The sequence below is a fragment of the Rahnella laticis genome (assembly GCF_015644585.1).
In the GTDB taxonomy this organism is placed as follows: domain Bacteria; phylum Pseudomonadota; class Gammaproteobacteria; order Enterobacterales; family Enterobacteriaceae; genus Rahnella; species Rahnella laticis.
Window position 1 is genome coordinate 139,844 of the sequence record NZ_JADOBI010000006.1, and the last position, 26,234, is coordinate 166,077.

At 54.3% G+C, this 26,234-nt stretch carries 22 protein-coding genes; 12 read left to right on the forward strand and 10 right to left on the reverse strand.

Features of this window, described 5'->3' with window-relative positions:
• Nucleotides 1–54 precede the first annotated feature (54 nt).
• The 8 genes from ulaR (at nucleotide 55) to glpD (ending at nucleotide 7,931) form a co-directional block, all read left to right on the forward strand.
• Complete coding sequence (gene ulaR, locus IV433_RS14875) at nucleotides 55–810, forward strand: HTH-type transcriptional regulator UlaR (RefSeq protein WP_195814789.1); 756 nt, start codon at nucleotides 55–57, stop codon at nucleotides 808–810.
• Between the two features lie 83 nt (nucleotides 811–893).
• Nucleotides 894–1,214 (forward strand): thiosulfate sulfurtransferase GlpE, encoded by a 321-nt coding sequence (glpE, locus tag IV433_RS14880; RefSeq protein WP_104923683.1) that lies wholly within the window; start codon nucleotides 894–896, stop codon nucleotides 1,212–1,214.
• A 164-nt stretch (nucleotides 1,215–1,378) separates the two neighbouring features.
• Nucleotides 1,379–2,569, forward strand: coding sequence for a trans-sulfuration enzyme family protein (locus IV433_RS14885; protein WP_195814790.1), 1,191 nt, complete (start codon nucleotides 1,379–1,381; stop codon nucleotides 2,567–2,569).
• Between the two features lie 120 nt (nucleotides 2,570–2,689).
• Nucleotides 2,690–3,178, forward strand: coding sequence for a helix-turn-helix domain-containing protein (locus IV433_RS14890; RefSeq protein WP_195814791.1), 489 nt, complete (start codon nucleotides 2,690–2,692; stop codon nucleotides 3,176–3,178).
• Nucleotides 3,175–4,440 (forward strand): type II toxin-antitoxin system HipA family toxin, encoded by a 1,266-nt coding sequence (locus IV433_RS14895; protein WP_195814792.1) that lies wholly within the window; start codon nucleotides 3,175–3,177, stop codon nucleotides 4,438–4,440. Before IV433_RS14890 ends, IV433_RS14895 begins: the two co-directional genes overlap by 4 nt.
• Before the next feature lie 102 nt (nucleotides 4,441–4,542).
• Nucleotides 4,543–5,373 (forward strand): rhomboid family intramembrane serine protease GlpG, encoded by an 831-nt coding sequence (gene glpG, locus IV433_RS14900; RefSeq protein WP_104923687.1) that lies wholly within the window; start codon nucleotides 4,543–4,545, stop codon nucleotides 5,371–5,373.
• A 9-nt stretch (nucleotides 5,374–5,382) separates the two neighbouring features.
• Complete coding sequence (locus IV433_RS14905; protein WP_104923688.1) at nucleotides 5,383–6,141, forward strand: DeoR/GlpR family transcriptional regulator; 759 nt, start codon at nucleotides 5,383–5,385, stop codon at nucleotides 6,139–6,141.
• 278 nt (nucleotides 6,142–6,419) lie between these two features.
• Nucleotides 6,420–7,931 carry a glycerol-3-phosphate dehydrogenase gene (gene glpD, locus IV433_RS14910; protein ID WP_195814793.1) on the forward strand — a complete coding sequence of 504 codons (1,512 nt, stop codon included), beginning with the start codon at nucleotides 6,420–6,422 and terminating at the stop codon, nucleotides 7,929–7,931.
• Nucleotides 7,932–7,992: 61 nt separating this feature from the next.
• Here glpD and glgP read toward each other — a convergent pair whose 3' ends face one another.
• From glgP to asd, 6 genes are all read right to left on the reverse strand, one after another.
• Nucleotides 7,993–10,440, reverse strand: a complete 2,448-nt coding sequence (glgP, locus tag IV433_RS14915; RefSeq protein ID WP_195814794.1) for a glycogen phosphorylase — start codon at nucleotides 10,438–10,440, stop codon at nucleotides 7,993–7,995.
• Nucleotides 10,441–10,478: 38 nt separating this feature from the next.
• Entirely contained in the window at nucleotides 10,479–11,915 is a 1,437-nt protein-coding gene (gene glgA, locus IV433_RS14920) for a glycogen synthase GlgA (protein WP_152327562.1), read from the reverse strand.
• 72 nt (nucleotides 11,916–11,987) lie between these two features.
• A complete protein-coding gene (gene glgC, locus IV433_RS14925) occupies nucleotides 11,988–13,265 on the reverse strand; it encodes a glucose-1-phosphate adenylyltransferase (RefSeq protein ID WP_195814795.1) in 1,278 nt (425 codons plus the stop codon).
• Between the two features lie 23 nt (nucleotides 13,266–13,288).
• Entirely contained in the window at nucleotides 13,289–15,307 is a 2,019-nt protein-coding gene (gene glgX / locus IV433_RS14930) for a glycogen debranching protein GlgX (protein ID WP_195814796.1), read from the reverse strand.
• Complete coding sequence (glgB, locus tag IV433_RS14935; protein ID WP_195814797.1) at nucleotides 15,307–17,493, reverse strand: 1,4-alpha-glucan branching enzyme; 2,187 nt, start codon at nucleotides 17,491–17,493, stop codon at nucleotides 15,307–15,309. Before glgB ends, glgX begins: the two co-directional genes overlap by 1 nt.
• Nucleotides 17,494–17,882: 389 nt before the next feature.
• Nucleotides 17,883–18,986 (reverse strand): aspartate-semialdehyde dehydrogenase, encoded by a 1,104-nt coding sequence (gene asd / locus IV433_RS14940; protein WP_195814798.1) that lies wholly within the window; start codon nucleotides 18,984–18,986, stop codon nucleotides 17,883–17,885.
• A 227-nt stretch (nucleotides 18,987–19,213) separates the two neighbouring features.
• Here asd and IV433_RS14945 point away from each other — a divergent pair, with 227 nt between their 5' ends.
• From IV433_RS14945 to IV433_RS14955, 3 genes are all read left to right on the forward strand, one after another.
• A complete protein-coding gene (locus tag IV433_RS14945) occupies nucleotides 19,214–19,807 on the forward strand; it encodes a YhgN family NAAT transporter (protein WP_095923864.1) in 594 nt (197 codons plus the stop codon).
• A 72-nt stretch (nucleotides 19,808–19,879) separates the two neighbouring features.
• Nucleotides 19,880–20,227, forward strand: coding sequence for a type II toxin-antitoxin system RelE/ParE family toxin (locus IV433_RS14950; RefSeq protein ID WP_195814799.1), 348 nt, complete (start codon nucleotides 19,880–19,882; stop codon nucleotides 20,225–20,227).
• Nucleotides 20,227–20,550, forward strand: coding sequence for a helix-turn-helix domain-containing protein (locus IV433_RS14955; RefSeq protein ID WP_195814800.1), 324 nt, complete (start codon nucleotides 20,227–20,229; stop codon nucleotides 20,548–20,550). The genes IV433_RS14950 and IV433_RS14955 overlap by 1 nt, the downstream gene beginning before the upstream one ends.
• A gap of 77 nt (nucleotides 20,551–20,627) precedes the next feature.
• Here IV433_RS14955 and gntT read toward each other — a convergent pair whose 3' ends face one another.
• On the reverse strand, nucleotides 20,628–21,944 hold the full coding sequence (gntT, locus tag IV433_RS14960) for a gluconate transporter (RefSeq protein WP_195814801.1): 1,317 nt from the start codon (nucleotides 21,942–21,944) through the stop codon (nucleotides 20,628–20,630).
• 246 nt (nucleotides 21,945–22,190) lie between these two features.
• Here gntT and IV433_RS14965 point away from each other — a divergent pair, with 246 nt between their 5' ends.
• The gene (locus IV433_RS14965; protein ID WP_152327568.1) at nucleotides 22,191–22,706 is read left to right on the forward strand and encodes a gluconokinase; all 516 of its coding nucleotides are present in this window, start codon (nucleotides 22,191–22,193) and stop codon (nucleotides 22,704–22,706) included.
• 120 nt (nucleotides 22,707–22,826) lie between these two features.
• On the opposite strand, the gene gntR is transcribed toward IV433_RS14965, so the two are convergent.
• The 3 genes from gntR to IV433_RS14980 form a co-directional block, all read right to left on the reverse strand.
• Nucleotides 22,827–23,822: a gluconate operon transcriptional repressor GntR gene (gene gntR, locus IV433_RS14970; protein ID WP_152327569.1), complete on the reverse strand. Its 996-nt coding sequence runs from the start codon at nucleotides 23,820–23,822 to the stop codon at nucleotides 22,827–22,829.
• 94 nt (nucleotides 23,823–23,916) lie between these two features.
• Nucleotides 23,917–24,834: a LacI family DNA-binding transcriptional regulator gene (locus tag IV433_RS14975; RefSeq protein WP_195814802.1), complete on the reverse strand. Its 918-nt coding sequence runs from the start codon at nucleotides 24,832–24,834 to the stop codon at nucleotides 23,917–23,919.
• A 12-nt stretch (nucleotides 24,835–24,846) separates the two neighbouring features.
• Nucleotides 24,847–26,229: a glycoside hydrolase family 1 protein gene (locus IV433_RS14980; protein WP_195814803.1), complete on the reverse strand. Its 1,383-nt coding sequence runs from the start codon at nucleotides 26,227–26,229 to the stop codon at nucleotides 24,847–24,849.
• Nucleotides 26,230–26,234: the final 5 nt, after the last annotated feature.

A 26,234-nucleotide genomic window follows, 5' to 3' on the forward strand; every position in this document is an offset into this window, starting at 1 on the left:
TCGTTTATAATCACGCGGTAATCATCTACTTTCGGATTTCCCCGCGGAGACACCATGACAGAGCCACAACGCCACAATGCCATCCTTGATCTTTTGCAGCGTCAGGGCCAGATTTCTGTCGCTGATGTCATTGATCATTTTGATATTTCCCCGGCCACAGCACGTCGTGATATCACTAAGCTCAACGAGTTGGGGAAATTGCGTAAAGTGCGCAACGGCGCTGAAGCCGTTAACCAGCCGCGCCAGAACTGGACTCCGCTTAATATTCACCAGACCCATAATCTCAACGAAAAAATGCGTATCGCCAAAGCCGCCGCCGAATTGTGCCAGCCGGGTGAAAGCGTGGTGATTAACTGCGGTTCGACAGCGTTTTTGCTGGGCCGCGAGATGTGCGGAAAAGACATTCAGGTGATCACCAACTACCTGCCGCTGGCCAATTACCTGATTGAGCAGGAACACGACAGCGTGGTGATCATGGGTGGTCAGTACAATAAAAGTCAGTCGATTACGCTGGCGCCGCAGGATGGCGATGCGAGCCTGTACGCCGGGCACTGGATGTTTACCAGCGGCGCAGGGCTGACCACCGATGGCCTGTATAAAACCGATATGCTGACCGCGATGGCGGAACAGAAGATGCTGAATTACGTCGGAAATCTGGCGGTGCTGGTCGACAGCAGTAAAGTCGGGCAACGCGCAGGTATGCTGTTCAGCCGCACGGAACAAATCAATGTGCTCATCACCGGCAAAGAAGCCGACGGCGAAATTATCGAAAAATTACTCCTCAAAGGTGTGAAGGTGATTCTGGTTTAACGCTTTTCCCCTGTAGTTTGTCTGGTCTTGATAAGCCAATAATTGGGTAGAATGGCGGAATCATCTTTTAAGAGGCACCTCCGATGGAACAATTTGAAGCAATCAGCGTTGAACAGGCGCATACCCGCCTGAAATCCGGCGAAGCGGTAATGGTCGATATTCGCGACCCGCAAAGTTTTGGTGCCGCACATGCGCCCGGCGCATTCCATCTGAGCAATGAAAGCATGCGCGCCTTTATGGAACAGGCCGATGCCAAAACGCCGGTTCTGGTCATGTGCTATCACGGCATCAGCAGCCGTGGCGCGGCACAATTCCTGATCAGTCAGGGATTTGAATCGGTTTACAGCGTTGACGGCGGCTTTGAAGCCTGGTCACAAACCTTCCCGCAAGATATCGAAGCCTGATTCCCTCTCTCCGGCGCAGACTAACGTTTTTATAAACCGAGTTTTTATAAACCGAGTCTTTATAACCAGGCTATCCGGTTTGCGCCGAAAATGTTCTTAAGCCGAAAAAGCTACCGTTCTCCAGTGTTGATATAATTTCCGCCTACTATCGACAGGATTTCAAGATGAAACAACTGAACAAAACACGTTCTTTGGGTATGCGTACGCTCGCCGTTCATGGTGGCCAGCAGCCGGATGCCCAGACCGGTGCCGTCGCGACACCGATTACCGCCTCTTCCGCGTTCTCCTATCCTGATTTTGACAGCGGCGCACGTCGTTTCAGCGGTGAAGAGCCGGGCTATATGTACAGCCGTTTTGCTAACCCGACGGTGACCGTTTTTGAACAAAAACTGGCCGCGCTGGAAGGCGCAGAAACCTCCGTGGCCTGCGCAAGTGGCATGGCGGCGATCAGCGCCACATTATTTGCCCTGCTGGTGCCGGGCGATGAAATCATTCATGTCGGCACGCTGTACGGCGGGACCGAAGGTGTGGTGCGTAATCTTCTGCCACGTTATGGCATCAAACCGGTTCACGTCGCGAACGTCGGCGAACTGGAATCAGCATTCACTAAAAACACCAAAGTGGTGCTGGTTGAGACACCGGCAAACCCGGGTCTGGACATTGCCGATCTGGCAGAAATCGCGCGTTTATCCAAAGCGGCTGGCGCCATCAGCGTGGTAGATAACACCTTTGCGACGCCTTACCTGACGCGTCCGCTGGCGCTGGGCATCGACATCGTTCTGCACTCGGCGACCAAATACATCAGCGGTCACGGCGATGCGACCGGCGGCGTGGTGGCTGGCTCTGCGGCATTAATTACACCAATCCGCACGCTGAGCCTGAAACAGTTCGGTGGTTGCCTGAGCCCGTTCGAAGCCAGCTTGCTGATCCGCGGGCTGAAAACTCTGCCGTTGCGCGTGGAAGCCAGCTCACTGAGCGCACAGGCGGTAGCGGAATTCCTCGACAGTCACAACGCAGTGGAAACGGTATTCTATCCGGGGCTGCCGGAACATCCGGGCCATGCCATCGCGGCGCGTCAGATGAAACTGTTCGGCGGGATTATGGCGATTGAGCTGAAAGGCGGGCTGAACGCCGCACGGACTTTCCTCGATAAGCTAAATATCATCACGCAGGCAGTTTCCCTCGGCGATACCGATTCGCTGGCCTGCCATCCGGCCTCCACCACTCACAGCGCCGTCGCGCCGGAAGTCCGCCGTCAGAGCGGGATTACCGACGGTCTGGTACGCATCAGCATCGGTATCGAAGACACCGACGACCTGATTGCCGATCTGGAACAGGCGCTGGAAGGACTTTAATTCTCCGTTTCTTTAGAGCGCCACATCACAACTTCGGCGCATCAATGTGTAATTATTATGGCGATATTTGCGTAATATCGCCATAATAGTGGCAGTTTAGCTTCCACATTGGCTGCGCCCATGCCCAGAAAAACATCTCCGTTACTGCCCGCGACAGAATCATTATTAATGGCGTTTGGCGATCGTCTACGTCTGGCGAGATTTCGCCGTAAGCTGACGGCGGCGCAGGTCGCAGAGCGTGCGGGGATGGTTCCCATGACGCTACGAAATCTCGAGCGTGGCAGTGTGGGTGTGACTATTGGGGCGTATCTCGCCGTCATGCAGGTATTAGGTGTGGAAGAAGATTTAAATCTTCTCCTCAAGGATGATCCCTTCGGGCGTCAGTTGCAGGATGCCAAGTTGCTGCCCGGCAAACCTGCCTCACGTAAATCTCGTGCCAAAAAAACGCTTCCGAACGAGGTTTCCGATCCCCGTCCTTTTCATCACGATGAACCTGATGCGCAAAGTGGCTGGGCGGATGAAGATTTCCTCAGCGCAGAATCTTTAGCCTTACTGCTCAGCAGTGATGAAAAGACGGACAAGGATAAGAAAAAAAGGACTAAAAAATGACGGTAAGGATAGCCGTGTATGCTGACTGGGAGCCACTTCCTGCGCCTTTGCGCCTCGGTTTTCTGAATGTGCATCAGGCTGCAGGGCGTGAAGTGTTTGCCTGGGAATTCGACCATCAGGTGCTGGTACATCCTGACTTCGCTAATCTCCAGCTCGATCCCCGCATTGGCCTGTTCACTGGCCCGCAATATCCCGCACAAGGCCAGCAAATTTTTGGCGCCTTCGCCGATACCAGCCCTGACCGCTGGGGTCGGCTGTTAATGAAAAGGCGGCTGGAACGTGAAAAACGTGCAGGATTGATTGCCACACAGCGACTGCATGAATCCGACTATCTGCTTGGCGTTCATGATAATTACCGCATCGGGGCGCTGCGCTTCAGGCTTAATGATGAAGGCCATTTTCTGGATGACCGGCACGATGTCGCCGCTCCGCCTTTCATACAAATTCGCGAGCTTGAGGCCGCCAGCCTCGCGCTGGAAAAAGATAGTGAAAATCTGGCCACGGATGCAGATGAATGGCTTCGGTTGCTGATTGCACCGGGCGGCTCTCTCGGTGGCGCACGCCCCAAAGCCAGCGTCTGTGCGCCAGATGGTCATCTCTGGATCGCGAAATTCCCCAGCATCAATGATGAATACAACGTTGGCGCGTGGGAACTGGTCGTCAATACGCTGGCAAAAGCCTGTGGCCTGAACGTGCCCGAAAGCCTTGCCCGCCGTTATGCCAATCCCCATCACTGTTTTTTAGTGAAACGTTTTGACCGAACATTGCAGGGCCGGCGCAGACACTTCGCTTCGGCGATGACTCTGACCGGGCACCAGGATGGCGATGACGCGTCCACCGGTGTCAGTTATCTTGAACTGGCTGCTGTGCTCATTAATCAGGGCGCCCAGCCGAACAGGGATTTACGCGAACTGTGGTCGCGAATCGTTTTTAACTTGCTGGTTTCCAATACTGACGATCACCTGCGCAATCATGGTTTTCTGCTGGAACCGGGAAAAGGTTGGCGGCTTTCACCGGCGTATGACATGAATCCGGTGGCGCAAAGTGCAGGATTAAAACTGAACATCAGCGAAGCCGATAACGCTATGGATCTGGATTTAGCGCTTTCTGTCGCGCCCGTATTTCGGGTTTCAAACAGTGATGCACAGGAAATTATTCGTCACTGCCAGCAAATTGTCAGACAGTGGCCGACCCTTGCCAGCAAAATTGGGGTGTCTTCCCGTGAGCAAAATGCGATGTCGTCAGCATTTAGGTTAGCATGAGCCTGTTAACCATGATGATGGTGACAGATAATCAGATGACGAAAACATCGCTATGTGAAATGAAATCTACAAATCAAACAATTAGGGAAATCACTTAACGCTATGGTGCGCATTCTTAACCTGAACAACCCTCGCCTCGCTCAGGCTTTTGTCGATTACATGGCGACGCAGGGTTTCACGCTGACGATTAAACACGAAAGTCAGGAAGTCCAGCTCTGGCTGGAAGACGAATCACGTCTGGAAGAGGCAGAGAAGCAGGTTGCGCTGTTTGTTCGTGACCCGCTGCACCCTCGTTATCAGGCCGCCAGCTGGCAAACCGGCAAGGCGCAGCCGGGTTTGCGGATGTCGCATACCCCCTTTATGAAAACGCTGCGCAGCCGTGCAGGCCCGCTGACGATTGGCATGATCGTGCTGTGTATCGCCGTCTATATTCTTCAGCAAATGGTCGGTTTCGAGCAGGTCATGAACTGGCTGGCGTGGCCGGACAGCTCGCGGTATTTGCAGGTCTGGCGCTGGTTTACGCCTGCACTGATGAATTTTTCCTTATTTTCATTGCTCATCAATCTGGTCTGGTGGTGGTATATGGCCAGCCAGATTGAACAGCATCTTGGCAGCGGAAAATTATTCACCGTCACGCTGATTGCGGCGCTGATCAGCGGCTGGGGCCAGTCGATGGTCAACGGTTCCTGGTTCGGCGGTTTGTCCGGCGTGGTCTACGCTCTGATGGGTTATGTCTGGCTGACCGGCGTGTTGAAACCTGAAAGCCGGTTGTACGTTCCCGGCGGATTACTGGCTATTTCGCTGATCTTCATGTTCATCGGCTATGCCACAGGCGGTGCAGCGGTGGCTAATGCCGCCCACACATTTGGCCTGGGTCTGGGTCTGGTGATGGCATTTGTTGATACGCGCTTACCGCGCAAAAAACGCAAGTAGGGGATTTGGGTGAAACAAACACAACGCCATGACGCGATTATCGAGTTAGTTCGCCAGCAAGGTTATGTCAGCACTGAAGAACTGGTCGATCATTTCGCGGTCAGCCCGCAAACCATCCGCCGCGATCTCAATGATCTGGCCGAGCAGAATAAAATCCATCGCCATCACGGCGGTGCGGCGCTGCCATCAAGTTCCGTGAACGCGGCCTACAACGACCGTAAAGTGATGTGGTCAGAAGCAAAAGCGCGTATTGCTCAACGCGTTGCGGGCCAGATACCGGACGGTTCGACGCTGTTTATCGATATCGGCACCACGCCGGAAGCGGTGGCGTACGCACTGCTCAATCATAAGGACCTGCGGATTGTAACCAATAACCTGAACGTGGCGACGCTGTTCAGCGCCAAAGACGATTGCCGCCTGTTCCTCGCCGGTGGCGAAGTCCGCGCCCGCGACGGCGGGGTGATGGGTGAAGCGACGCTCGATTTTATCTCTCAGTTCCGCCTCGATTACGGCATTCTCGGTATCAGCGGTATTGATATGGATGGCTCGCTGCTCGAATTCGACTATCACGAAGCGCGAACCAAGCGCGCGATTATCGAAAACTCCCGCTGCGTAATGCTGGTGACTGACCATTCCAAGTTTGGCCGTAACGCAATGGTTAACCTCGGTAAAATGGATTTGATTCACTATCTTTTTACCGACAAACAGCCACCCGAGAGCGTGAAGCAAATCATCGATAAGTACGACGTACACCTCGAGCTTTGCTGATTTCCGGCTCTTTCAGGGAGCGTCTCCCGGGCGCTCCTGCTTTATCTCCCTTCCCTGCTTCTGCTTAAAACGAACAATTTCGAAAAATTCCACGCGTTGTTGCGTTCGGTTTTGTCCCCGCCGCACCGTTTTGCTCGTTACTGACACAAAAATGTTACCTCCATCACGCATAATTGTTTTTATTTGGTTAACTCTTGGCTTGTTTATCGAATCTCGATTACAATCGTGAGCGAAAACGAACATAAAAGAGCTATTGCGAACATCTGGAGGAAGATGACGTGGAAACCAAAGACTTGATCGTAATTGGTGGCGGTATTAATGGTACCGGCATCGCAGTAGATGCAGCTGGCCGCGGGCTGTCTGTTCTGCTGCTTGAAGCGCAAGACTTGGCCTGCGCGACCTCTTCGGCCAGTTCTAAACTGATCCACGGTGGCCTGCGTTACCTGGAACACTACGAATTCCGTCTGGTCAGCGAAGCGCTGGCCGAACGTGAAGTGCTGTTAAAAATGGCACCGCATATTGCCTTCCCGATGCGTTTCCGTTTGCCGCATCAGCCGCATTTGCGTCCGGCCTGGATGATCCGCGCCGGTCTGTTCCTGTACGACCACCTGGGTAAACGTACCAGTCTGCCCGCCAGTAAAGGCCTGAAATTTGGCAGCGATTCGGTACTGAAACCAGAACTGACCAAAGGTTTTGAATACTCAGACTGCTGGGTTGACGATGCGCGTTTAGTCGTCGTCAACGCGCAGGAAGTGGAAGAACGCGGCGGCGAAGTACGTACCCGCACCCGCGTGACCCGCGCATGGCGTGAAGACGGTTTGTGGATGGTGGAAGCCGAAGATATTGATACCGGCAAAACCTTCACCTGGCGCGCCAAAGGGCTGGTAAATGCGACCGGTCCGTGGGTCAAACATTTCTTCGACGACGGCCTGAAACTGAAATCGCCGTATGGCATCCGTCTGATCAAAGGCAGCCATATTGTGGTTCCGCGCGCGCACAATCAGCCGCAGGCCTACATTCTGCAAAACGAAGATCACCGTATTGTGTTTGTGATCCCGTGGATGGATGAGTTCTCGATTATCGGTACCACCGACGTGGAATATCACGGCGATCCGAAAGACGTGAAAATCGACGACAACGAAGTGAGCTATCTGCTGAAAGTGTATAACGACCACTTTAAAAAGCAGCTGACCACCGAAGATATCGTCTGGACATACTCCGGTGTACGTCCGCTGTGCGACGATGAGTCAGATTCCCCGCAGGCGGTTACCCGTGATTACACGCTGGATGTTCACGATCAGGATGGCAAAGCGCCGCTGCTTTCCGTGTTTGGTGGCAAGCTGACCACCTACCGTAAACTGGCCGAGCACGCGCTGGAAAAACTGGTGAAGTATTATCCGAAAGCCGGCCCGGCCTGGACGAAAACCGCCGTGCTGCCTGGCGGGAAGCTGAATGGTGACCGCGATACCTACAGCGCGAATCTGCGCAGCCGCTTCAAATGGTTGCCGGAATCACTGGCCCGCCGTTATGCGCGCACCTACGGCAGCCAGACGGAACTGTTCCTGAATGACGCAACCGGCATCGAATCGCTGGGCGAAGATTTCGGTCACGGTTTATATGAAGCCGAGTTGCGTTATCTGGTTGAAAAAGAGTGGGTTTCACAGCTTGATGATGCCATCTGGCGTCGTACTAAACTCGGTATGTGGCTGGATAAAGCGCAGCAACAGCGCGTCGCCGAATGGCTGGAAACGCACAAACAGCAGAAGAAACATTTATCGCTGGCGTCCTGATCAGTTGCTTCAATGCAAAAGGCACCCGAGGGTGCCTTTTGTTTATCTTCAAAACTTCCCCCTACAACTTCACCGGCTTAATGTTCCAGATCTCATCCGCGTATTCCTGAATCGTGCGGTCTGACGAGAAATAGCCCATGTTGGCGATGTTGTGCAGCGTACGCCGCGTCCACTCTTCCGGCAGTTTATACAGCTCATCGACTTTATCCTGCGTATCGACATAACTGCGGTAATCCGCCAGCACCTGATAGTGATCGCCCAGATTCACCAGCGTGTCGAACAGGTTCGTGTAGCGCTTTGGCTCGCCTGGGCTGAATACGCCGGTCGCGATTTGCGTCAGCACCTGATGCAGTTCGGCGTCCTGTTCAAAGTAGGTATGCGGGTTGTAGCCTTTTTGTCGCAGTTCTTCGACTTGTGGCGTGGTATTGCCGAAGATGAAGATATTTTCCTCGCCAACGTGTTCGAGCATTTCGACGTTCGCGCCGTCCAGCGTGCCAATCGTCAGCGCGCCGTTTAATGCGAATTTCATGTTACTGGTTCCCGATGCTTCAGTACCCGCCAGCGAGATCTGCTCGGAAAGATCCGCCGCCGGAATGATCAGCTGCGCCAGACTGACGCTGTAGTTCGGAATAAACACCACCTTCAGTTTATTGCCAATACGCGGATCGTTGTTGATCACTGACGCCACGTCGTTGATCAACCGGATAATTTGTTTCGCTGCGTAATACGCCGACGCAGCTTTCCCGGCAAATATCACCGTGCGTGGCACCCAGTTGGCATCCGGTTCTTCGAGAATGCGGTTATAACGGGTGATGACGTGCAGCACATTCATCAGCTGGCGTTTGTATTCGTGGATACGTTTGATCTGCACGTCGAACAGACTTTTCGGATCGACGACAATATTCAGTTTCTGGGCGATAAACAGCGCCAGTTTTTTCTTGTTATCCAGCTTGGCCTTGCGGATTGCCTGAAGGAAACTCAGGTAATCCAGATTTTGCTTCAGCTCCGCCAGCTGGCTGAGATCAGAGCGCCAGGTCTGGCCGATCGCATCATCAATCACCGCAGACAGCGGTTTATTGGCCAGCGCCAGCCAGCGGCGCGGCGTAACCCCGTTGGTTTTATTGCAGAAACGGTCAGGATAAATGTGGGCGAAATCCGCAAATAACGACTGCACCATCAGGTCGGAATGCAGTGCAGATACGCCGTTCACTTTATGGCTGGCAATCACTGCCAGCCACGCCATCCGGACTTTGCGGCCGTTGCCTTCATCAATAATAGAAACGCGGGACAGCAGGCCGTTATCGTTGGGGATCTGTTCCGCGACTTCTTTGAGGAAGTGATCGTTAATCTGGAAAATAATCTCAAGATGACGCGGCAGGATCTTGCCGATCATATCCACCGGCCAGGTTTCCAGCGCTTCGCTCATCAGCGTGTGGTTGGTGTACGAGAACACCCGACACACGGTTTCCCACGCGTCTTTCCACTCGAATTTATGCTCGTCAATCAGTAACCGCATCAGCTCAGGAATCGACAGCACCGGGTGCGTGTCGTTGAGGTGAATAGCAATTTTGTCAGCCAGATTATCGTAGGTATGGTGCGTGGTGTAATGGCGGTTGAGGATGTCCTGTACGGTCGCCGACACCAGAAAATATTCCTGACGCAGACGCAGCTCACGGCCTGAATAGGTGGAATCGTCCGGGTACAGCACGCGCGATACGTTCTCGGAATGGTTTTTATCTTCCACCGCCGCGAAATAATCGCCCTGGTTAAATTTACCCAGATTGATTTCGTTACTGGCCTGCGCGCCCCACAGCCGGAGCGTGTTGGTGGCGTCGGTATCGTAGCCGGGAATGACCTGATCGTAGGCGCAGGCGATAACTTCTTCAGTTTCCAGCCAGCGGGTTTTCACGCCCTCATGCTGTACACGGCCACCGAAACGCACTTTATAACGGGTGTTGTAGCGCTGGAATTCCCACGGGTTACCGTATTCCAGCCAGTAATCCGGTGACTCTTTTTGCTCACCGTTGACGATGTTTTGCGCGAACATTCCGTATTCGTACCGGATGCCGTAACCGCGCCCCGGCAATGCCAGCGTGGCCAGCGAATCGAGGAAACACGCCGCCAGACGCCCCAGACCGCCGTTGCCCAAACCGGGGTCATTCTCTTCGCCGATCAGTTCTTCGAGGTCAAAACCCATTTCATCGAGCGCACTTTTGAGATCGTCATAAATACCCATCGCCAGCAGCGCGTTAGAGAGAGTCCGTCCAATCAAAAACTCCATCGACAGATAATAAACCTGCCGTACGTCCTGTGAGGTTTGCGCCCGGTTGGAGCGCAGCCAGCGTTCCACCATACGATCGCGCACCGCAAACAAGGTGGCATTCAGCCAGTCATGTTGCGTCGCAATGGACGGATCTTTGCCGATGATAAACATCAATTTATAGGCAATAGAGTGTTTCAGCGCTTCGACACTGACTGTCGGTGAGTTGTAATTAAACGGTGAAGTCATAACGTTACATTCCCGATCTGGTTAGCTATGTTCAGGGTTCAGGACAACAGACGGTTGTACAGCGTGAGATACTCCTGCGCTGCCACCTTCCAGCCGAAATCAATACCCATGGCGTGTTGTTGGACGTGTCGCCAGTGCTTAGGACGGCTCCACAAAACAAAGGCCCGGCGGATCGCATTTCCCAGCGATTTCCCCGTTGCTTCTTCAAAGACAAAACCACTGGCTGTTCCGTCGGCCAGATTTTCCAGCGCACAATCCACGACCGTATCCGCCAGCCCGCCGGTCCGGCGCACCAGCGGCAACGTGCCGTATTTCAGTCCGTAAAGTTGGGTTAATCCGCACGGCTCAAACCGGCTCGGCACCATAATGACATCCGCGCCACCGATAATGCGGTGGGAAAACGCTTCGTGATAACCGAGCTGCACGCCGACCTGGCCCGGATTGTCCGCCGCGGCGGCCAGAAACGCCTGTTGCAATACGGCATCGCCTGCGCCCAGCAGCGCAAGCTGGCCGCCACGTTCGAGTAAATCGGGCAAAGCTTCCAGCACCAGATCCAGCCCTTTCTGGCTGGTCAGACGGCTGACCACGGCAAAAACCAGCCGCGAATCGTCCACATCCAGCCCCATCGCGCGTTGCAGATAGGCTTTATTGATGGCTTTGGAACGTAAATCGTCGGCGTCATAACGGGCAGAAAGCAGCACGTCATCGCGCGGCTGCCAGATGGCGTCATCGACGCCGTTGAGGATACCGGTCAGACGCCCCTGTATTTCAAGTTCCTGCAACAGGGATTCCATGCCGTAACCAAATTCCGGACGCGTGATTTCTTTGGCGTACGTCGGGCTGACGGTCGTCACGTGATCAGAGTAATACAGCCCGGCTTTCAGGTAGGAAATCTGGCCGTAGAACTCCAGCCCGTGCATCTGGAAGAATTCACGCGGGAGGTAAAGCTCATCGATGTGATGCGCGCCAAACAGCCCCTGGAATGCCAGATTATGTACGGTGAAAACGGTGCGCACCGGCGCGTTGCGGGCGCGGATATACGCCGACGCCAGCCCGGCGTGCCAGTCGTGAGAATGCACAATATTCGGTTGCCAGTGCGGGTCAAAACCCAGCGCCAGTTCGCACGCCATCCAGCTCAGTAAGGCGAAACGCAGATGGTTATCCGGATAAGCGAAAGATGACTGATCGTGATACGGGCTGCCGGGGCGGTCGTACAAACCGGGCACATCAATGATGTAAATGCCCACGCCGTCAAAGTAGCCCAGTGAAAGGGTGACATGCCCGGCGAAGGTCGCCAGCGTGCCGATGACCTTCGTCTCTCCCAGCCCTTTTTTGATATCGGGGAAAGCCGGAATGAGCACGCGGACGTCAGCGCCTTCCGCAATCTGAGCGGCGGGCAATGCCCCCGCAACATCCGCAAGGCCGCCCGTTTTTAACAGCGGAAACAGCTCGGAACAAACATGTAAAACCTGCATTCGCGCTCCTGATTATCCCGGTCATCCCGGCGTTCACCGGGATGACGAAAAATACTGCTCTCTAACGTGTCTTTATAGTTTCGCCAGCATCGCGCGCGTCACCAGTACAACGCCCTCTTCCGAACGGTAAAAACGACGGCTGTCTTCATCGGCATTCTCACCAATCACCATGCCTTCCGGGATCTGGCAGGCGCGGTCAATCACACATTTGCGTAAACGGCAGGAACGTCCCACATTCACATCCGGCAAAATAATCGTCGAATCAATATTGCAGAAAGAGTTGATGCGCACCCGCGGGAACAGCACGGAATGCACCACCACCGAACCTGAAACAATCACGCCACCGGCCACCAGCGAGTTCATGGTCATACCGTGACTGCCCGACCGGTCTTGCACAAATTTGGCGGGCGGCAGCGGTTCCATGTGTGTGCGGATAGGCCAGTTGCGGTCGTACATATCCAGTTCCGGCGTCACCGATGCCAGATCCAGATTCGCGCGCCAGTAGGCGTCGAGCGTGCCCACATCCCGCCAGTACGGTGTCAGTTCGTCGTTTTGCGTCACGCAGGACAGGCCGAACGGATGCGCGCGCGCTACCCCCTGACGGGTCAGTTTCGGGATCAGATCTTTGCCGAAATCATGGCTGGACTCCTCGCTCGCCATGTCTTCTTCAAGCATGCGGAAAAGATAGTCTGCATTGAAAATGTAGATGCCCATGCTCGCCAGCGCCATGTCCGGATTGCCCGGCATCGGCGGCGGATCTTTCGGTTTCTCGACGAAACTGGTGATCTGGTAATCTTCCGTTACGCCCATCACGCCAAATTCACTGGCTTGCGAAATCGGCACTTCAAGGCAGGCGACGGTGCATTCTCCGCCCTTCTGTACGTGGTCGATGAGCATCCGCGAGTAGTCCATTTTGTAGATATGATCCCCGGCCAGAATCACCACAAACTCGGCGTCATAGCGGCGGATGATATCCAGATTCTGATACACCGCATCGGCGGTGCCTTTGTACCAGTGTTCAGTGCTGTGGCGTTGCTGCGCCGGGAGTAAATCCACAAACTCGTTCATTTCTTCGTTGAGGAAAGACCAGCCTCTCTGGATGTGCTGAACCAGCGTATGTGACTGATATTGTGTGATCACGCCGATGCGGCGGATCCCTGAATTCAGGCAATTCGACAGGGCAAAATCAATGATGCGGAATTTCCCGCCAAAGTGGACGGCGGGCTTTGCCCGGGTAGAGGTCAAATCTTTCAGTCTTGAACCCCGTCCCCCGGCCAGAATCAACGCCACGGATTTCAGCGGCAATTGTCGCGCCAGCATGACCGGGTCCCGATTATCTAATGTCGCCATATCTGACTCCTTCGTTTTTATAGTTACCGGCTCTGTGGAGTAAAATCTTGTAGGACACAGAGGGTTTTTGCTGCTGCCCGCCATTGCGAGCCTTCCATGACGCGCCGGGGTTCCTCATCAAAAAGCACGCTGTTGAACGGCGCAACCGGCTGCCAGTTTCCCGGCGGCAGATGCAGATCAACCTCATGCAGTGAGGCATTCACGATCAACAACCAGCGTCGCGACAGGCAGATTTGCAGCCATTGCTGCGGCCCCTGCTCCCAGTCGCCGGTACTCATCGGTTGCCCCTGCTGATTCAACCATTGCACGTCATCACCGCCGTCCTGCCACCACCGGTTTTGCGTCAGCGCAGGAATTTTCCGGCGCAGCGCAATCAGCGCGGAGACATAGGCCATCAGGCCTTCGTCGGCATTTTCCCAATCGAGCCAGGTCAGCGGATTGTCCTGGCAATAGGCGTTATTGTTTCCCTGCTGGCTGTTGCCTTGTTCGTCACCGGCCAGCAACATCGGCGTGCCCTGTGACAGAAACAGCGTCGCCAGCAATGCCCGCTGGCTGAGACGGCGTTGTCGCAATACGTCGGCAGACGCCTCCAGCCCTTCCTCGCCGTGGTTCTGGCTGAAATTTTCGTTATGGCCGTCGCGGTTTTCCTCGCCGTTGGCCTGGTTATGCTTCTGGTTAAAACTCACTAAATCACGCAGCGTAAAACCGTCGTGCGCGGTCAGCATGTTGATGCTGGCGTAAGGTTCGCGCTGCGCGGGATTGAATGTGTCCGCCGACGCCGCGATACGCCCCGCAAACTGCCCGATGGAGATATCGCCGTGCAGCCAGAACTGACGCATTTCATCGCGCCAGATGTCGCTCCATTCGGCGAAAGGTGCCGGGAACTTCCCGAGCTGATAGCCGCCGGTGCCGATGTCCCAGGGCTCAGCAATCAGTTTGATTTTTGAAAGGACAGCGTCCTGCTTAATCGCCTCGAAAAGCGGCGATTGCGCGGTGAACTCCGGCGTTCTGCCGAGAAGCGTCGCCAGATCAAAACGGAAACCATCAACATGACATTCTCGTACCCAGTAATGCAGGCAATCGAGCGTCCAGGCGATCACTTCGTCATTTGTCAGGCGCATCGCGTTGCCGCAGCCGGTCATGTTATTGTCCGAGCCATCGTCGTTGAGCCAGTACCAGCTGGCATTGTCGATACCGCGAAACGAAATAAACGGCCCGTCGATATCCAGCTCCGCGCTGTGGTTGAACACCACGTCGAGGATCACTTCTATGCCCGCCTGATGCAGTGCTTTCACCGCGGATTTGAATTCGCTCAGCGCCGACACGCCGCCCAGCCCGCTGGCATAACTTTGTTCAACCGCACAAGGCGCCAGCACGTTGTAGCCCCAGTAATTGCTCAGGCCGAGACGTTGCAGACGCGGTTCGTCGGCATGATGCTGAACCGGCAATAATTCAATGGCCGTAACACCCAGATGCTGCAAATATTCGAGCATGACCGGATGCGCCAGCCCGGCGTAAGTACCGCGGATGGCTGCCGGAATACGCGGATGCTGGCGCGTCAGCCCGCGCACATGCGCTTCGTAAATCACAGTTTCACCCCACGGCGTGGCGGGCGGTTTGTCGTCTTCCCAGTCAAACTTACCGGCGACGACCACCGATTTCGGTGCCACCACGGCGCTGTCCTTATCGTCCGGCGCATCGGTGCCGCCGGTGAACCGCGCGTTATCCAGAAGTACGCCGTCAATCGCCCGCGCACTGGGGTCAATCAGCACTTTTTTCGGGTTAAAGCGGTGGCCGTTTTGCGGATCAAAAGGCCCGTAAACGCGGTAACCGTAACGCAGCCCGGCTTTCGCTTCGGGCAAAAAGCCGTGCCACAAATTGCCGGTCCGGCCCGGTAAAGGCAGATGCTGCTCGCTGCCGGTCTCATCAAAAAGACATAACTCCACTTTTTCCGCTTGCGCGGAGTACAGGCAAAAATTCACGCCGTTATCTCTGAGATGTGCGCCAAATGGCGCGGACTGACCGGTTTCGAGCTGTTTCATTACGCCTCTTCTCTTCGCAAATAGACGGTCGCCAGCGGCGGAATGGTGACGCTGATCGAATGCTCACGCTGATGATGGCCGATATTTTCACTGTAAACGTCACCGCAGTTCCCGACGTTGCTGCCACGGTAGAAGTGCGAATCAGTATTGAGAATTTCGTGATAACGCCCCGGACGGGTGATGCCAATCCGGTAGTGTTCGCGCGGGACCGGCGTAAAGTTGCTGATAACAATCACTTCGCCGCCGTTTTCATCGCGGCGCGCAAAGGCAAAAATGGAGTTCTCATGGTCATCGACCACCAGCCATTCAAAGCCGCGCGGGTTGTAATCGAGCTCATACAGCGGCGCGTTGGCCTGATAGGTCAGATTCAAGTCACGCACCAGATGCTGAACGCCGCTGTGCCAGCCGGTCGGGTCATCCAGCAAGTGCCAGTCGAGGCTGGCGTCGAAATTCCACTCGCGCCCCTGTGCAAATTCACCGCCCATGAACAGCAATTTTTTGCCCGGATGCGCCCACATGAAACCGTAATACGCGCGCAGGTTGGCGAACTTCTGCCAGGTATCGCCGGGCATTCTGTCGAGCAGGGATTTTTTGCCATGAACCACTTCATCATGCGAAAGCGGCAGAATGAAATTCTCGCTGTAGGCGTAAAGCACGCCGAACGTCATGAGATTGTGGTGGTATTTGCGGTGAACCGGATCCAGCTGCATGTACTGGAGCGAATCGTGCATCCAGCCCAGATTCCATTTGTAATGGAAGCCCAGCCCGTTGGCATCCGGCGGCATGGTGACGCCGGGATAATCCGTCGATTCTTCCGCTAATGTCACCGCGCCACCCAGCTCGCGCCCGATGGTCTGGTTGGTATATTTCAGGAAGGCAATCGCCTCAAGATTTTCGCGGCCACCGTAATAGTTCGGGATCCACTCTCCGGCTTTGCGGCTGTAATCACGGTAAATCATGGAGGCCACGGCATCGACGCGCAGGCCATCAATGCCGAAACGCTCAATCCAGTAAAAACCATTCCCCGCCAGATAGTTACGCACTTCGTGGCGGCCATAGTTATAAATCAGCGTGTTCCAGTCCTGATGATAACCTTCGCGCGGATCGGCGTATTCATACAGCGCGGTGCCGTCAAACTCTGCTAGACCGTGGGAATCGCTCGGGAAATGCCCCGGCACCCAGTCGAGGATCACGTTCAGACCGGCGTCGTGTGCGGCATCAACGAAGGCTTTGAAATCCATCGGCGTGCCAAACCGGCGGGTCGGTGCGTACATGCCCAGCGGCTGGTAACCCCAGCTGCCGTCGAACGGATGTTCGTTGACCGGCATCAGTTCTATGTGCGTAAAACCCATCCATTTGGCGTAAGAGACCAGCTGTTCTGACAGCTCGCCGTAGCTCAGCCAGAAATTATCGTCAGTATGACGCCGCCACGAACCCAGGTGAACTTCGTACACCGAAACCGGCTGATTCAGCGCGTTGGCTTTCTTTCTGGTTTCTGAAAAAGGCACAACGTCCGGGATTTTTCGCACGCAGGACGCGGTGTCCGGGCGCATCTGGGCTTCAAACGCGTACGGGTCGGCGCGCAGGGTAATATTGCCGCGGCAGTCGATAATTTCGAATTTATACAGCTGGCCTTCGTGAACGGCCGGAATGAACAACTCCCAGATGCCATTTTCGCGACGCTGACGCATCGGATGGCGGCGACCGTCCCAGAAGTTGAATTCACCGACGACAGAAACGCGCGTCGCGTTCGGTGCCCAGACAGCAAAACTGACGCCATCAACATCGTCGAGCGTTTGCGGATGCGCGCCGAGTTTTTCGTAGGGCCGCAGGTGTGTCCCTTCCGCCAGCAGCCAGATATCCAGTTCCTGCAACAACGTGCCGAAGCGGTACGGGTCGTCAATCACATGGAGATTCTCGCCCCAGCGCACTTCCAGCTTGTAACGGAAGGCATTTTTACGGCGGGGAATAAGGCCGACAAAAAAACCGCGATCGTCATAACGACGCAGTTCTGCGACCTGCTTACCTTTTTCTACATCAATGACCCAGACCTGATCGGCATCCGGCAACAGCGCACGAACTTCCAGCCCGGCGCTCACGGAATGCATTCCCAAAAGAGAAAAAGGATCAGCGTAATGGCCAGATATAATTTGATTAATGACGTGCTGATCGGGAAGTACAGACATGAATTTCGTCCTATGATTAATTAAATCAATAAATCCAATAAAATCATTCAGGTATTCAATACGAAACGTGATCCCAGTGTGCTCCCCTTTTTCCTGTCACTTTGTGATCTGGCGTGATTTCGTTTTGCCAAAAAATGCGCGATGGCGCTTATGTTCACAATTTCCAAATAAGTTTCTGTTTCAGCTTCTCAAAGAGGCAGAGCTCTTCTACTAAGCATAGACAAAGGTTCGGTAAATCAGTGGGCAGAAGCCGATGAATTTTTCGCAAAATGAAATTCAGAGGGTTGCGCTGGGAAAATGCGGTTTAACGGTGAAGTGGTTGAAGACAGAAATAAAAACGGGACACCGTGCTGGTGTCCCGTTGGGATGAAATCAGGGTAATTATGCCTTTAGAGCAAAATTCTTAACATGCGGCGCAGTGGCTCTGCCGCGCCCCACAGCAGCTGGTCACCGACGGTGAACGCAGACAGATATTGCGGGCCCATATTCAGTTTACGCAGACGACCCACCGGGGTATTCATGGTGCCGGTCACTGCCGCAGGCGTCAGTTCACGCATCGACAATTCGCGGTCGTTCGGGATGACGCGAACCCAGTCGTTATGTGAAGCCAGCATTTGTTCGATTTCTGGAATCGACACGTCTTTTTTCAGCTTCAGCGTGAACGCCTGGCTGTGGCAGCGCAGCGCACCGATGCGCACGCACAGGCCATCCACCGGAATGATGCTGGAGGTGCCGAGAATTTTGTTGGTTTCCGCCTGGCCTTTCCACTCTTCTTTGGTCTGGCCGTTATCGAGCTGTTTGTCGATCCACGGGATCAGACCGCCCGCCAGCGGAACACCAAAATTGTCAGTCGGCAGCGTGCCACTGCGGGTCAGCGCCGTGACTTTACGTTCGATATCCAGAATGGCAGAAGCCGGGTTTTCCAGTTCTTTCGCGACGCTGTTATGCAGCATGCCCATTTGGGTCAGCAGTTCGCGCATGTGGCGCGCACCGCCGCCGGAAGCGGCCTGATAGGTGGCAACTGACGCCCATTCAATCAGGTCATTGGCGAACAAACCGCCAAGGGACATCAGCATCAGGCTGACAGTACAGTTACCGCCCACAAAGGTTTTGATGCCCTTGTCGATACCCTGATAGATCACCGCGCTGTTGACCGGGTCGAGGATGATTATCGCGTCATCTTCCATTCTCAGAGAGGATGCTGCGTCAATCCAGTAGCCAGACCAACCGATTTCACGCAGCTTCGGGTAGATTTCATTGGTATAATCGCCGCCCTGACAGGTGATGATAATGTCCAGCGCACTCAGTGCGTCCAGATCATAGGCATCCTGCAAGGTACCAGACTGCCCCGTGAAAGAAGGCGCGGCCTGACCGTGCTGAGAGGTGGAGAAGAATACCGGACGGATAGCGTCGAAATCGCGTTCTTCAATCATGCGTTGCATGAGTACAGAACCGACCATTCCACGCCAGCCAACGAAACCTACATTTTTCATAATATCTGTCCTGCCCTGAGGGTGATAACGGCTTAAAAAGCTTAATGCGCGTTTTGCACTACGTTGGCGCCTTTTTATGATGCGCCATGCTCTGTTAACGCGCTGGTCTACCACCTTACAAAATGTACTAAAAGTGGCAAGTGAATTTAATCAATAGTGCCGCCATTAATAGCAGCACAACTTATAACAAGCGTTTTTAACCCTAATTTCATCATTCTGAGGTAGTCATGACCGAAATGATTTCAGCAACCATTTTGCTGTTTTTAATTATGGATCCGCTGGGCAACTTACCGATTTTTATGTCGGTGCTAAAACATCTTGATCCGAAACGCCGCCGCGTGGTGCTGATCCGCGAAATGCTGATTGCCCTGATCCTGATGCTGATTTTCCTGTTCGCCGGGGAAAAAATCCTGTCGTTCCTGAATTTGCGTACGGAAACCGTGTCGATTTCCGGCGGCATCATTCTGTTCCTGATTGCCATCAAAATGATTTTCCCGTCGGAAGAGAAAAGCAGCAGCGGCCTGCCTGCCGGTGAGGAACCGTTCCTCGTGCCGATGGCGATCCCGCTGGTCGCCGGCCCGTCGATTCTCGCCACGCTGATGCTGCTTTCGCACCAGTATCCGAATCAGATGAGCCACCTCACGCTGGCCCTGTTCATCGCCTGGGGCTTATCGATGGCCATTCTTCTGCTGTCGAATCTGTTCCTGCGTCTGCTCGGCGACAAAGGCGTCAGCGCCCTCGAACGCCTGATGGGCCTGATTCTGGTCATGCTTTCCACACAGATGTTCCTCGACGGGATCAGGGCGTATTTGAAGATTTAGTGAATATTAAATAGACAATATATACCCATATGGGTATATTTGAATTTCGGATGTTCAGGGATGAGAACACGTATGAAAACGCTTTTCTGGATTGGAAGCAGTAAAAAAGATTTGGCGTCATTGCCGGAAGATATTCAGGATTCTTTCGGTTACGCCCTGCATCTGGCACAAACGGGCAGCAAACATTGTCATGCAAAACCGCTGAAAGGCTACAAAGGTGCAGGCGTTTTAGAAGTTGTGGAAGATTTGTCAGGAGATACTTATCGCGCGGTTTATACAGTGAAAATTGCCACCGCCGTGTATGTTTTACACGTTTTCCAGAAAAAGTCCTCCAGTGGAATCGCTACGCCAAAACCTGACATTGATAAGATTAATGAACGTCTGAAAATTGCTGAAGCTCATGCAAGAGGACAAAACTAATGAAAGACCCAATTGAAGTTGAAATCAGCAGCGGGAATGTTTACGCCGACATCGGCTTACCCGATGCAGAAGAAATGCTGGTTAAAGCTCAGCTTGCTCAGAAAATCGGAGAGCTCATGCAGAGCCGACGCCTGACCCAGGCTGCAGCCGCTAAACTTTTCGGCATGACTCAACCGAAAGTCTCTGCATTGCTTCGTGGTCAGTTCCGTGGGATCAGCGAAGCGAAGATGATTGAGTGTCTTAATAAGTTAGGCCGGGATGTACAAATCGTGATCGCTGAATCCCGGCAAGTCACTGGCACACTGAAAGTCGTGTTTGCATAAAACGGCGACATAGTCAGATATTTAAAAAAACAAAGGCGAGCCCGATGGCTCGCCTTTTTTATGATTTCAGCAATTAATCAAACAACCATCGACAGCAACAGGCATCCCACCAGGCCGCACACGGAAATAATGGTTTCCAGCACGGACCAGGATTTGAATGTTTCGACGATGCTCAGGTTGAAGTATTCCTTAAACAGCCAGAAGCCCGGATCATTTACGTGAGAGAAAATAACGCTCCCGGAACCGACCGCGATCACCATCAGCTCAGGGCTGACGCCGGTGGTCGCAATCAACGGAGCCGCGATACCGCCGGCGGTGATCGCCGCAACGGTTGCGGAACCCAGCGCGAGGCGTAAAACGGCTGCAATTGACCAGGCCAGCAGGATCGGAGATAAGTTGCTGCCATCCATCAGGGCTGCAATGTATTTCTCAATACCGCTGTCGACCAGAACCTGCTTGAACGCACCGCCACCGCCGATAATTAACAGCATCATCGCGATGATTTTGATGGAATCGGTCACGGTTGCCATGACGTCTTCCATCTTACGGCCACGGTTCAGGCCGAAGGTGAAGATGGCGATCAGCACCGCGATAAGCGTTGCCATCACCGGGTCACCGAAGAATTCAGCGTACGCCAGAACCGGATGGCCTTTCGGCAGGATCATTTCGCAGACCGCGCGGAATGCCATCAGAATTACCGGCACCAGAGAAGTCGCGACGCTCACGCCAAAGCTTGGCATCTCTTCTTCAGTAAAGGTTTTCGGGTTGAACAGACCTTCCGGCACCGGTTTATCGATACCTTTCAGGAATCGCGCAAACACCGGCCCTGCCAGAATTACCGTCGGTACCGCCAGCAGCGAACCGTACAGCAAGGTTTTGCCCATGTCAGCATGGAAAATGGTCGCGATTGCGGTCGGGCCCGGGTGCGGAGGCAGGAAACCGTGAGTCACGGATAACGCGGCAGCCATCGGCACACCCACGTACAACAGGGGCAAACGCGCAGCGGCAGCAACGGTAAAGACCAGCGGCAGCATCAGCACGAAGCCGACTTCATAGAACAGCGCAAAACCGACGATAAAACCGGTCAGCACGATGGCCCACTGGATGTGCTCACGGCCAAATTTTTCGATAAGCGTCGTCGCGATACGTTGCGCGCCGCCGCAATCCGCCAGCATTTTACCGAGCATGGCCCCGAAGCCCATGATCAGCGCCAGGCTGCCCAACGTTCCGCCTACCCCGTTTTTAATCGACGTAATAACTTTATCGACCGGCATACCCTGCATAATCCCAACCGCCAGGGCGACCAGGATCAGCGCGATAAAGCCGTTCAGCTTAAATCGGATCATAAGTAACAACAGCAGTGCAACGCCCACCGCTACAATAACTATTGGCATATTCTTCCCCTCATGCGGTCACCGTGGCATCGTGGCCAGACAGGTGACGCATTGTTTTTAATTTTCAACATGTTGTAGGAATTAACAGTGCAACGGGTACAGACCGCGACCGCTAAAACAGCAGTGCATTCCTTTGTGATATTAGTCACATCTCCATTTGTTACCGGTATCATGATACCGGTAACATGCTAATATTAGGACTCACTACGCAGTCGAAATGTTCATTTTGGGATAGAGATCATACTTATGGCAGGACAAAGCATCATTCTGATGGGCGTGTCAGGCAGCGGTAAATCCACCGTCGGCGCGGCACTGGCCCGTGAAATTAACGCAAAATTCATCGACGGTGATGATCTTCATCCCCGCGCAAATATTCAAAAGATGGCCAGCGGTACGCCGCTCAATGACGACGATCGTGCGCCGTGGTTATTACGTCTGAATGACGCGGCTTACAGCCTGCGCCATAAAAATGAAACCGGCATTATTGTCTGTTCCGCGCTGAAACGCCGCTACCGCGACGCGCTGCGTAAAGACAACGAAGGCATGGTGTTCATCTACATGAAAGGCAGTTTTGACGTGATTGCCGAGCGCCTGAAAGCGCGCGCCGGGCATTTTATGCCGACGGATTTACTGAGAAGCCAGTTCGATGCGCTCGAAGAACCGGGCGAAGATGAGCCGGATGTCTTGCGCGTAAATATCGATCATAAGTTTGAAGGTGTCGTCGATCGCTGCGTAGCGGCCTTGAAAACATTACAGAAGTAAGACTTTCTCCTCCCCCTGCGAAGGGGGAGGTCGGGAGGGGGTTTTAATGGCAACCCTGCCATGCGCAAAACCAACACCCCATCCCAGCCTTCCCCTCATGAGAGGGGAAGGAGTTTTAAATCAAATGCTTCCGCCTGCCGAGATGGTGAACCCAACATCCACCATCCTCGGAAAGACTTCTTCGCCGCGCAATCTTGCCAGCAGGCGTTCGGCGGAAATCTGCCCCATTCTTTCACGCGGCGTGAGTACGCTGGCGAGCGGTGGCTCCATCGCCTGCCCCATATTGTGACCATGGAAACCGGCAATCGCCATTTGTGACGGAATGCTCAACCCCTGCCGTAAACATTCAAAGAAAGCACCCGCCGCGAGGTCATCGTTGGTGCAGAAAATACTGTCGATTTGCGGCCAGTCTTTTTGCGCCTGACGCAGTAATTCCGCACCGCCGCTGTAGCTGGATGAACGGCTGGTCATCACACTGTAAGGCTCCAGCCCGGATTCACGCATCGCCTGCTCGTAACCCTGCTGTTTGATGATCGTACGCTCATCCTGACGCGCGCCGAAATACACCACATGCCGGTGCCCGTGCGCGATGATCTGCTGCGTCATCTGCCGCGCGGCTTCGAAGTTGTTAAAACCGACCGCCAGATCCACGCACGGCGAGACGCAGTCCATCATCTCAACTACCGGAATGCCGGCCACTTCGATCATTTTCAGCGTACGCGCGGTGTGATGGCGTTCGGACAAAATCAGGCCGTCGATATTGTAAGAAAGCAGCGACGTGAGACGCTGTTCTTCGCGCTCCTGGCTGTAGCCGTAGTGCGCCAGCATGGTCTGGTAGCCGTGAATATCCGTGACGCTTTCGATGCCACGCAGCACTTCGGCGAACACCTGATTGGTCAGTGACGGCAATAACACGCCGATGGCGCGACTTTTGGCGTTCGAGAGAATATCCGGGGCGCGGTTTGGGATGTAACCCAGTTCATCGAGCGCAGCCGAAATCTTTTCCTGCAAGGCGCTGGAAACTTGTTCGGGATTGCGCAAATAACGGCTGACCGTCATTTTGGTGATGCCCACTTTGTCGGCAACATCCTGGAGTACGGGCCTTTTTTTCTTCACGTTTTTCAATGAACTGGATTAAGGGGATCAGAGCGTAATGGTAGCAAACAATCGCGCAGGCGGGTATCCGTTGCTGCGCGACATGAGATGTGGGTCAGAAAGGGATAGAAAGCTGCCCGCGCACCGGCGAGCCCGCGTTCGCTGAAAATTGCCCGGCGAGCAGCGCCATGGCGGTTTGTGCCAGCGTTTCCAGCGGATACGTGATGGCCGGAACGGCGGAAATACCCGGCGGTAACGTGCTGTCGAGGCTGAAAACCATCACGCTGGCGGGCACCGCGCGCCCGTGTTGTGCGAGCTGGCGCAAGGCGTCCTGCGCGCGGGCATCGTCCGGCACCAGCAATGCGTTGAACGGAACGTTTTGCGCCAGCAGCTGCGCCAGCGCCTGTTCGCCACTGTGGACTAACCGCCGGTCGTACGGCAGCAGGAATTTTTCCAGCGCCTGATGATAACCCTGCAAGATTTGCCCGGCGGTTTCGCCATTTTCTGCATTAATCAGCGCAATCTGTCTGCGCCCTTGCTGCAAAACATACTGGCAGGCGGTTTCGGCGGCAAAGCTGCGGTCAAAATGAATGCTGCGGTCGGAGTCTTCATCCAGACAATCAATGGTAATCACGTTTTCCGGCAAAGGAGGCAGTTCAAAGCGCGCGCCGATCACGATCATCGCATCGCATAATCCTCTGCCGATTTCGTTAACCGAATGCGCCAGACCCGCCGCATCCGTGGCGAATCTCAGCAGCAAATATTTCTGGTTCAGCCGTAACTCTTTTTCCAGCGCGTGCAGATAACCGGTGGACTGGTTGATGTTTTCGGCCGCACAAATCACACCGATACAGCCGGTGGACTGCGTGGACAGCGACTGCGCAATCACGCTCGGTTTGTATTGCAGCGTTTCCACCGCCTGCATTACGGCCAGGCGGCTTTCCTCTTTTACTCCGCGGCTGCCACTCAGGACACGGGAAACTGTCGCTTTCGACACGTTCGCCAGCCGCGAGACGTCGTTTATGTTTGCCATGCCGTTCCTTTGTTAATCGAAACCGTTGTTTTTAGACACGTTAGCGAACCATTCGCCGCTTTTCTTCACCGTCCGTTTTTGGGTGGCGAGATCCAGTTGCACAAAACCATAGCGGTTTTTGTACGCATTCATCCATGACCAGCAGTCGATAAATGTCCACATATGGTAACCGAGACAGCCGCTGCCCTCCTGCAATGCGCGGTGTAACCATTTCAGATGTCCGCTGACAAATTCGATACGGTAGTCATCGTCAATACGGCCCGCCTGTTCGAAGCGCAGTTCATTTTCCACACCCATGCCGTTTTCGGAAATGAAACAACGCGGATTGCCGTAATTTTCACGCAGATTGGTGAGGATATCGTAGATCCCCTGCTCGTAAATTTCCCAGCCACGGTGCGGGTTCATTTTACGGCCCGGCATCACGTAGTTATCGAAGAACCACTCCGGCATAAACGGACTTTCAGGATTCACCATGCTGTCGCGGCACTGGATACGGCGCGGCTGGTAATAATTGATGCCGAGTAAATCCACCACGCCCTGCTGCAACAGCGCTGCATCGCCTTCCTGACACGCCGGAAGCTGGCCGTGTTTTTTCAGCAATTCCACCAGTTCCTGCGGATATTCACCACGCAGCGCCGGATCGAGGAAACTGCGGTTAAACATCAGGTCAGCAATGTTCGCGGCTTTCAAATCTGCCGGATTTTGCGAACGCGGATACGACGGCGTGAGGTTGAGAATGATGCCAATTTCGCCGCCCTGCTGTCGGGCACGATAGGCTTTCACCGCCAGCGAATGCGCCAGCATGGTGTGATAGGCCACGGTCGCAGCGCGTTTGAAATCCACCACATTCGGATAATGGAAATCATACAAATAACCGCCTTCCACCGGCACGACCGGTTCGTTGAACGTGAACCAGTGTTTGACGCGGTCACCGAACAGCGCAAAACAGGTATCGGCATATTTTGCGTAAGCCTCCACGACGTCGCGATTTTCCCAGCCGCCAATTTCCTGCATCGCCATCGGCATATCGAAATGGAACAGGTTGATAAACGGCTGCACGCCCTGCGCCAGCATTTCGTCAATCACCTGATTATAAAACGCCACGGCTTCCGGGTTCACTTCGCCCTTTCCGCCCGGGATCAGCCTCGCCCAGGAAATGGAGGTGCGAAACGTGTTGTGGTTAAGCTGTTTCAGCAGCGCGATGTCCTCGCGCCAGTTTTTATAAAACGTCGATGTGTCCTGCGGGCCGACGTCGTTATGGAAACGCGTCGGTTGCTGCGAATACCAGTGATCCCAGACCGTCGCACTTTTACCGTGGCTCAGGGCTTCACCTTCCGTTTGCGGCGCAGAACTGGCGCTGCCCCACCAGAACTCTTTTGGAAATGCGTATTTCATCGTCA

Bases quoted from the DNA above. Each gene is read 5' to 3' on its own strand.
- ulaR (WP_195814789.1), top strand. From the start codon at position 55: ATGACAGAGCCACAACGCCACAATGCCATCCTTGATCTTTTGCAGCGT.
- glpE (WP_104923683.1), top strand. From the start codon at position 894: ATGGAACAATTTGAAGCAATCAGCGTTGAACAGGCGCATACCCGCCTG.
- IV433_RS14885 (WP_195814790.1), top strand. From the start codon at position 1,379: ATGAAACAACTGAACAAAACACGTTCTTTGGGTATGCGTACGCTCGCC.
- IV433_RS14890 (WP_195814791.1), top strand. From the start codon at position 2,690: ATGCCCAGAAAAACATCTCCGTTACTGCCCGCGACAGAATCATTATTA.
- IV433_RS14895 (WP_195814792.1), top strand. From the start codon at position 3,175: ATGACGGTAAGGATAGCCGTGTATGCTGACTGGGAGCCACTTCCTGCG.
- glpG (WP_104923687.1), top strand. From the start codon at position 4,543: ATGGTGCGCATTCTTAACCTGAACAACCCTCGCCTCGCTCAGGCTTTT.
- glgP (WP_195814794.1), bottom strand. From the start codon at position 10,440: ATGACTTCACCGTTTAATTACAACTCACCGACAGTCAGTGTCGAAGCG.
- glgA (WP_152327562.1), bottom strand. From the start codon at position 11,915: ATGCAGGTTTTACATGTTTGTTCCGAGCTGTTTCCGCTGTTAAAAACG.
- glgC (WP_195814795.1), bottom strand. From the start codon at position 13,265: ATGGCGACATTAGATAATCGGGACCCGGTCATGCTGGCGCGACAATTG.
- glgX (WP_195814796.1), bottom strand. From the start codon at position 15,307: ATGAAACAGCTCGAAACCGGTCAGTCCGCGCCATTTGGCGCACATCTC.
- glgB (WP_195814797.1), bottom strand. From the start codon at position 17,493: ATGTCTGTACTTCCCGATCAGCACGTCATTAATCAAATTATATCTGGC.
- asd (WP_195814798.1), bottom strand. From the start codon at position 18,986: ATGAAAAATGTAGGTTTCGTTGGCTGGCGTGGAATGGTCGGTTCTGTA.
- IV433_RS14945 (WP_095923864.1), top strand. From the start codon at position 19,214: ATGACCGAAATGATTTCAGCAACCATTTTGCTGTTTTTAATTATGGAT.
- IV433_RS14950 (WP_195814799.1), top strand. From the start codon at position 19,880: ATGAAAACGCTTTTCTGGATTGGAAGCAGTAAAAAAGATTTGGCGTCA.
- IV433_RS14955 (WP_195814800.1), top strand. From the start codon at position 20,227: ATGAAAGACCCAATTGAAGTTGAAATCAGCAGCGGGAATGTTTACGCC.
- gntT (WP_195814801.1), bottom strand. From the start codon at position 21,944: ATGCCAATAGTTATTGTAGCGGTGGGCGTTGCACTGCTGTTGTTACTT.
- IV433_RS14965 (WP_152327568.1), top strand. From the start codon at position 22,191: ATGGCAGGACAAAGCATCATTCTGATGGGCGTGTCAGGCAGCGGTAAA.
- IV433_RS14975 (WP_195814802.1), bottom strand. From the start codon at position 24,834: ATGGCAAACATAAACGACGTCTCGCGGCTGGCGAACGTGTCGAAAGCG.
- IV433_RS14980 (WP_195814803.1), bottom strand. From the start codon at position 26,229: ATGAAATACGCATTTCCAAAAGAGTTCTGGTGGGGCAGCGCCAGTTCT.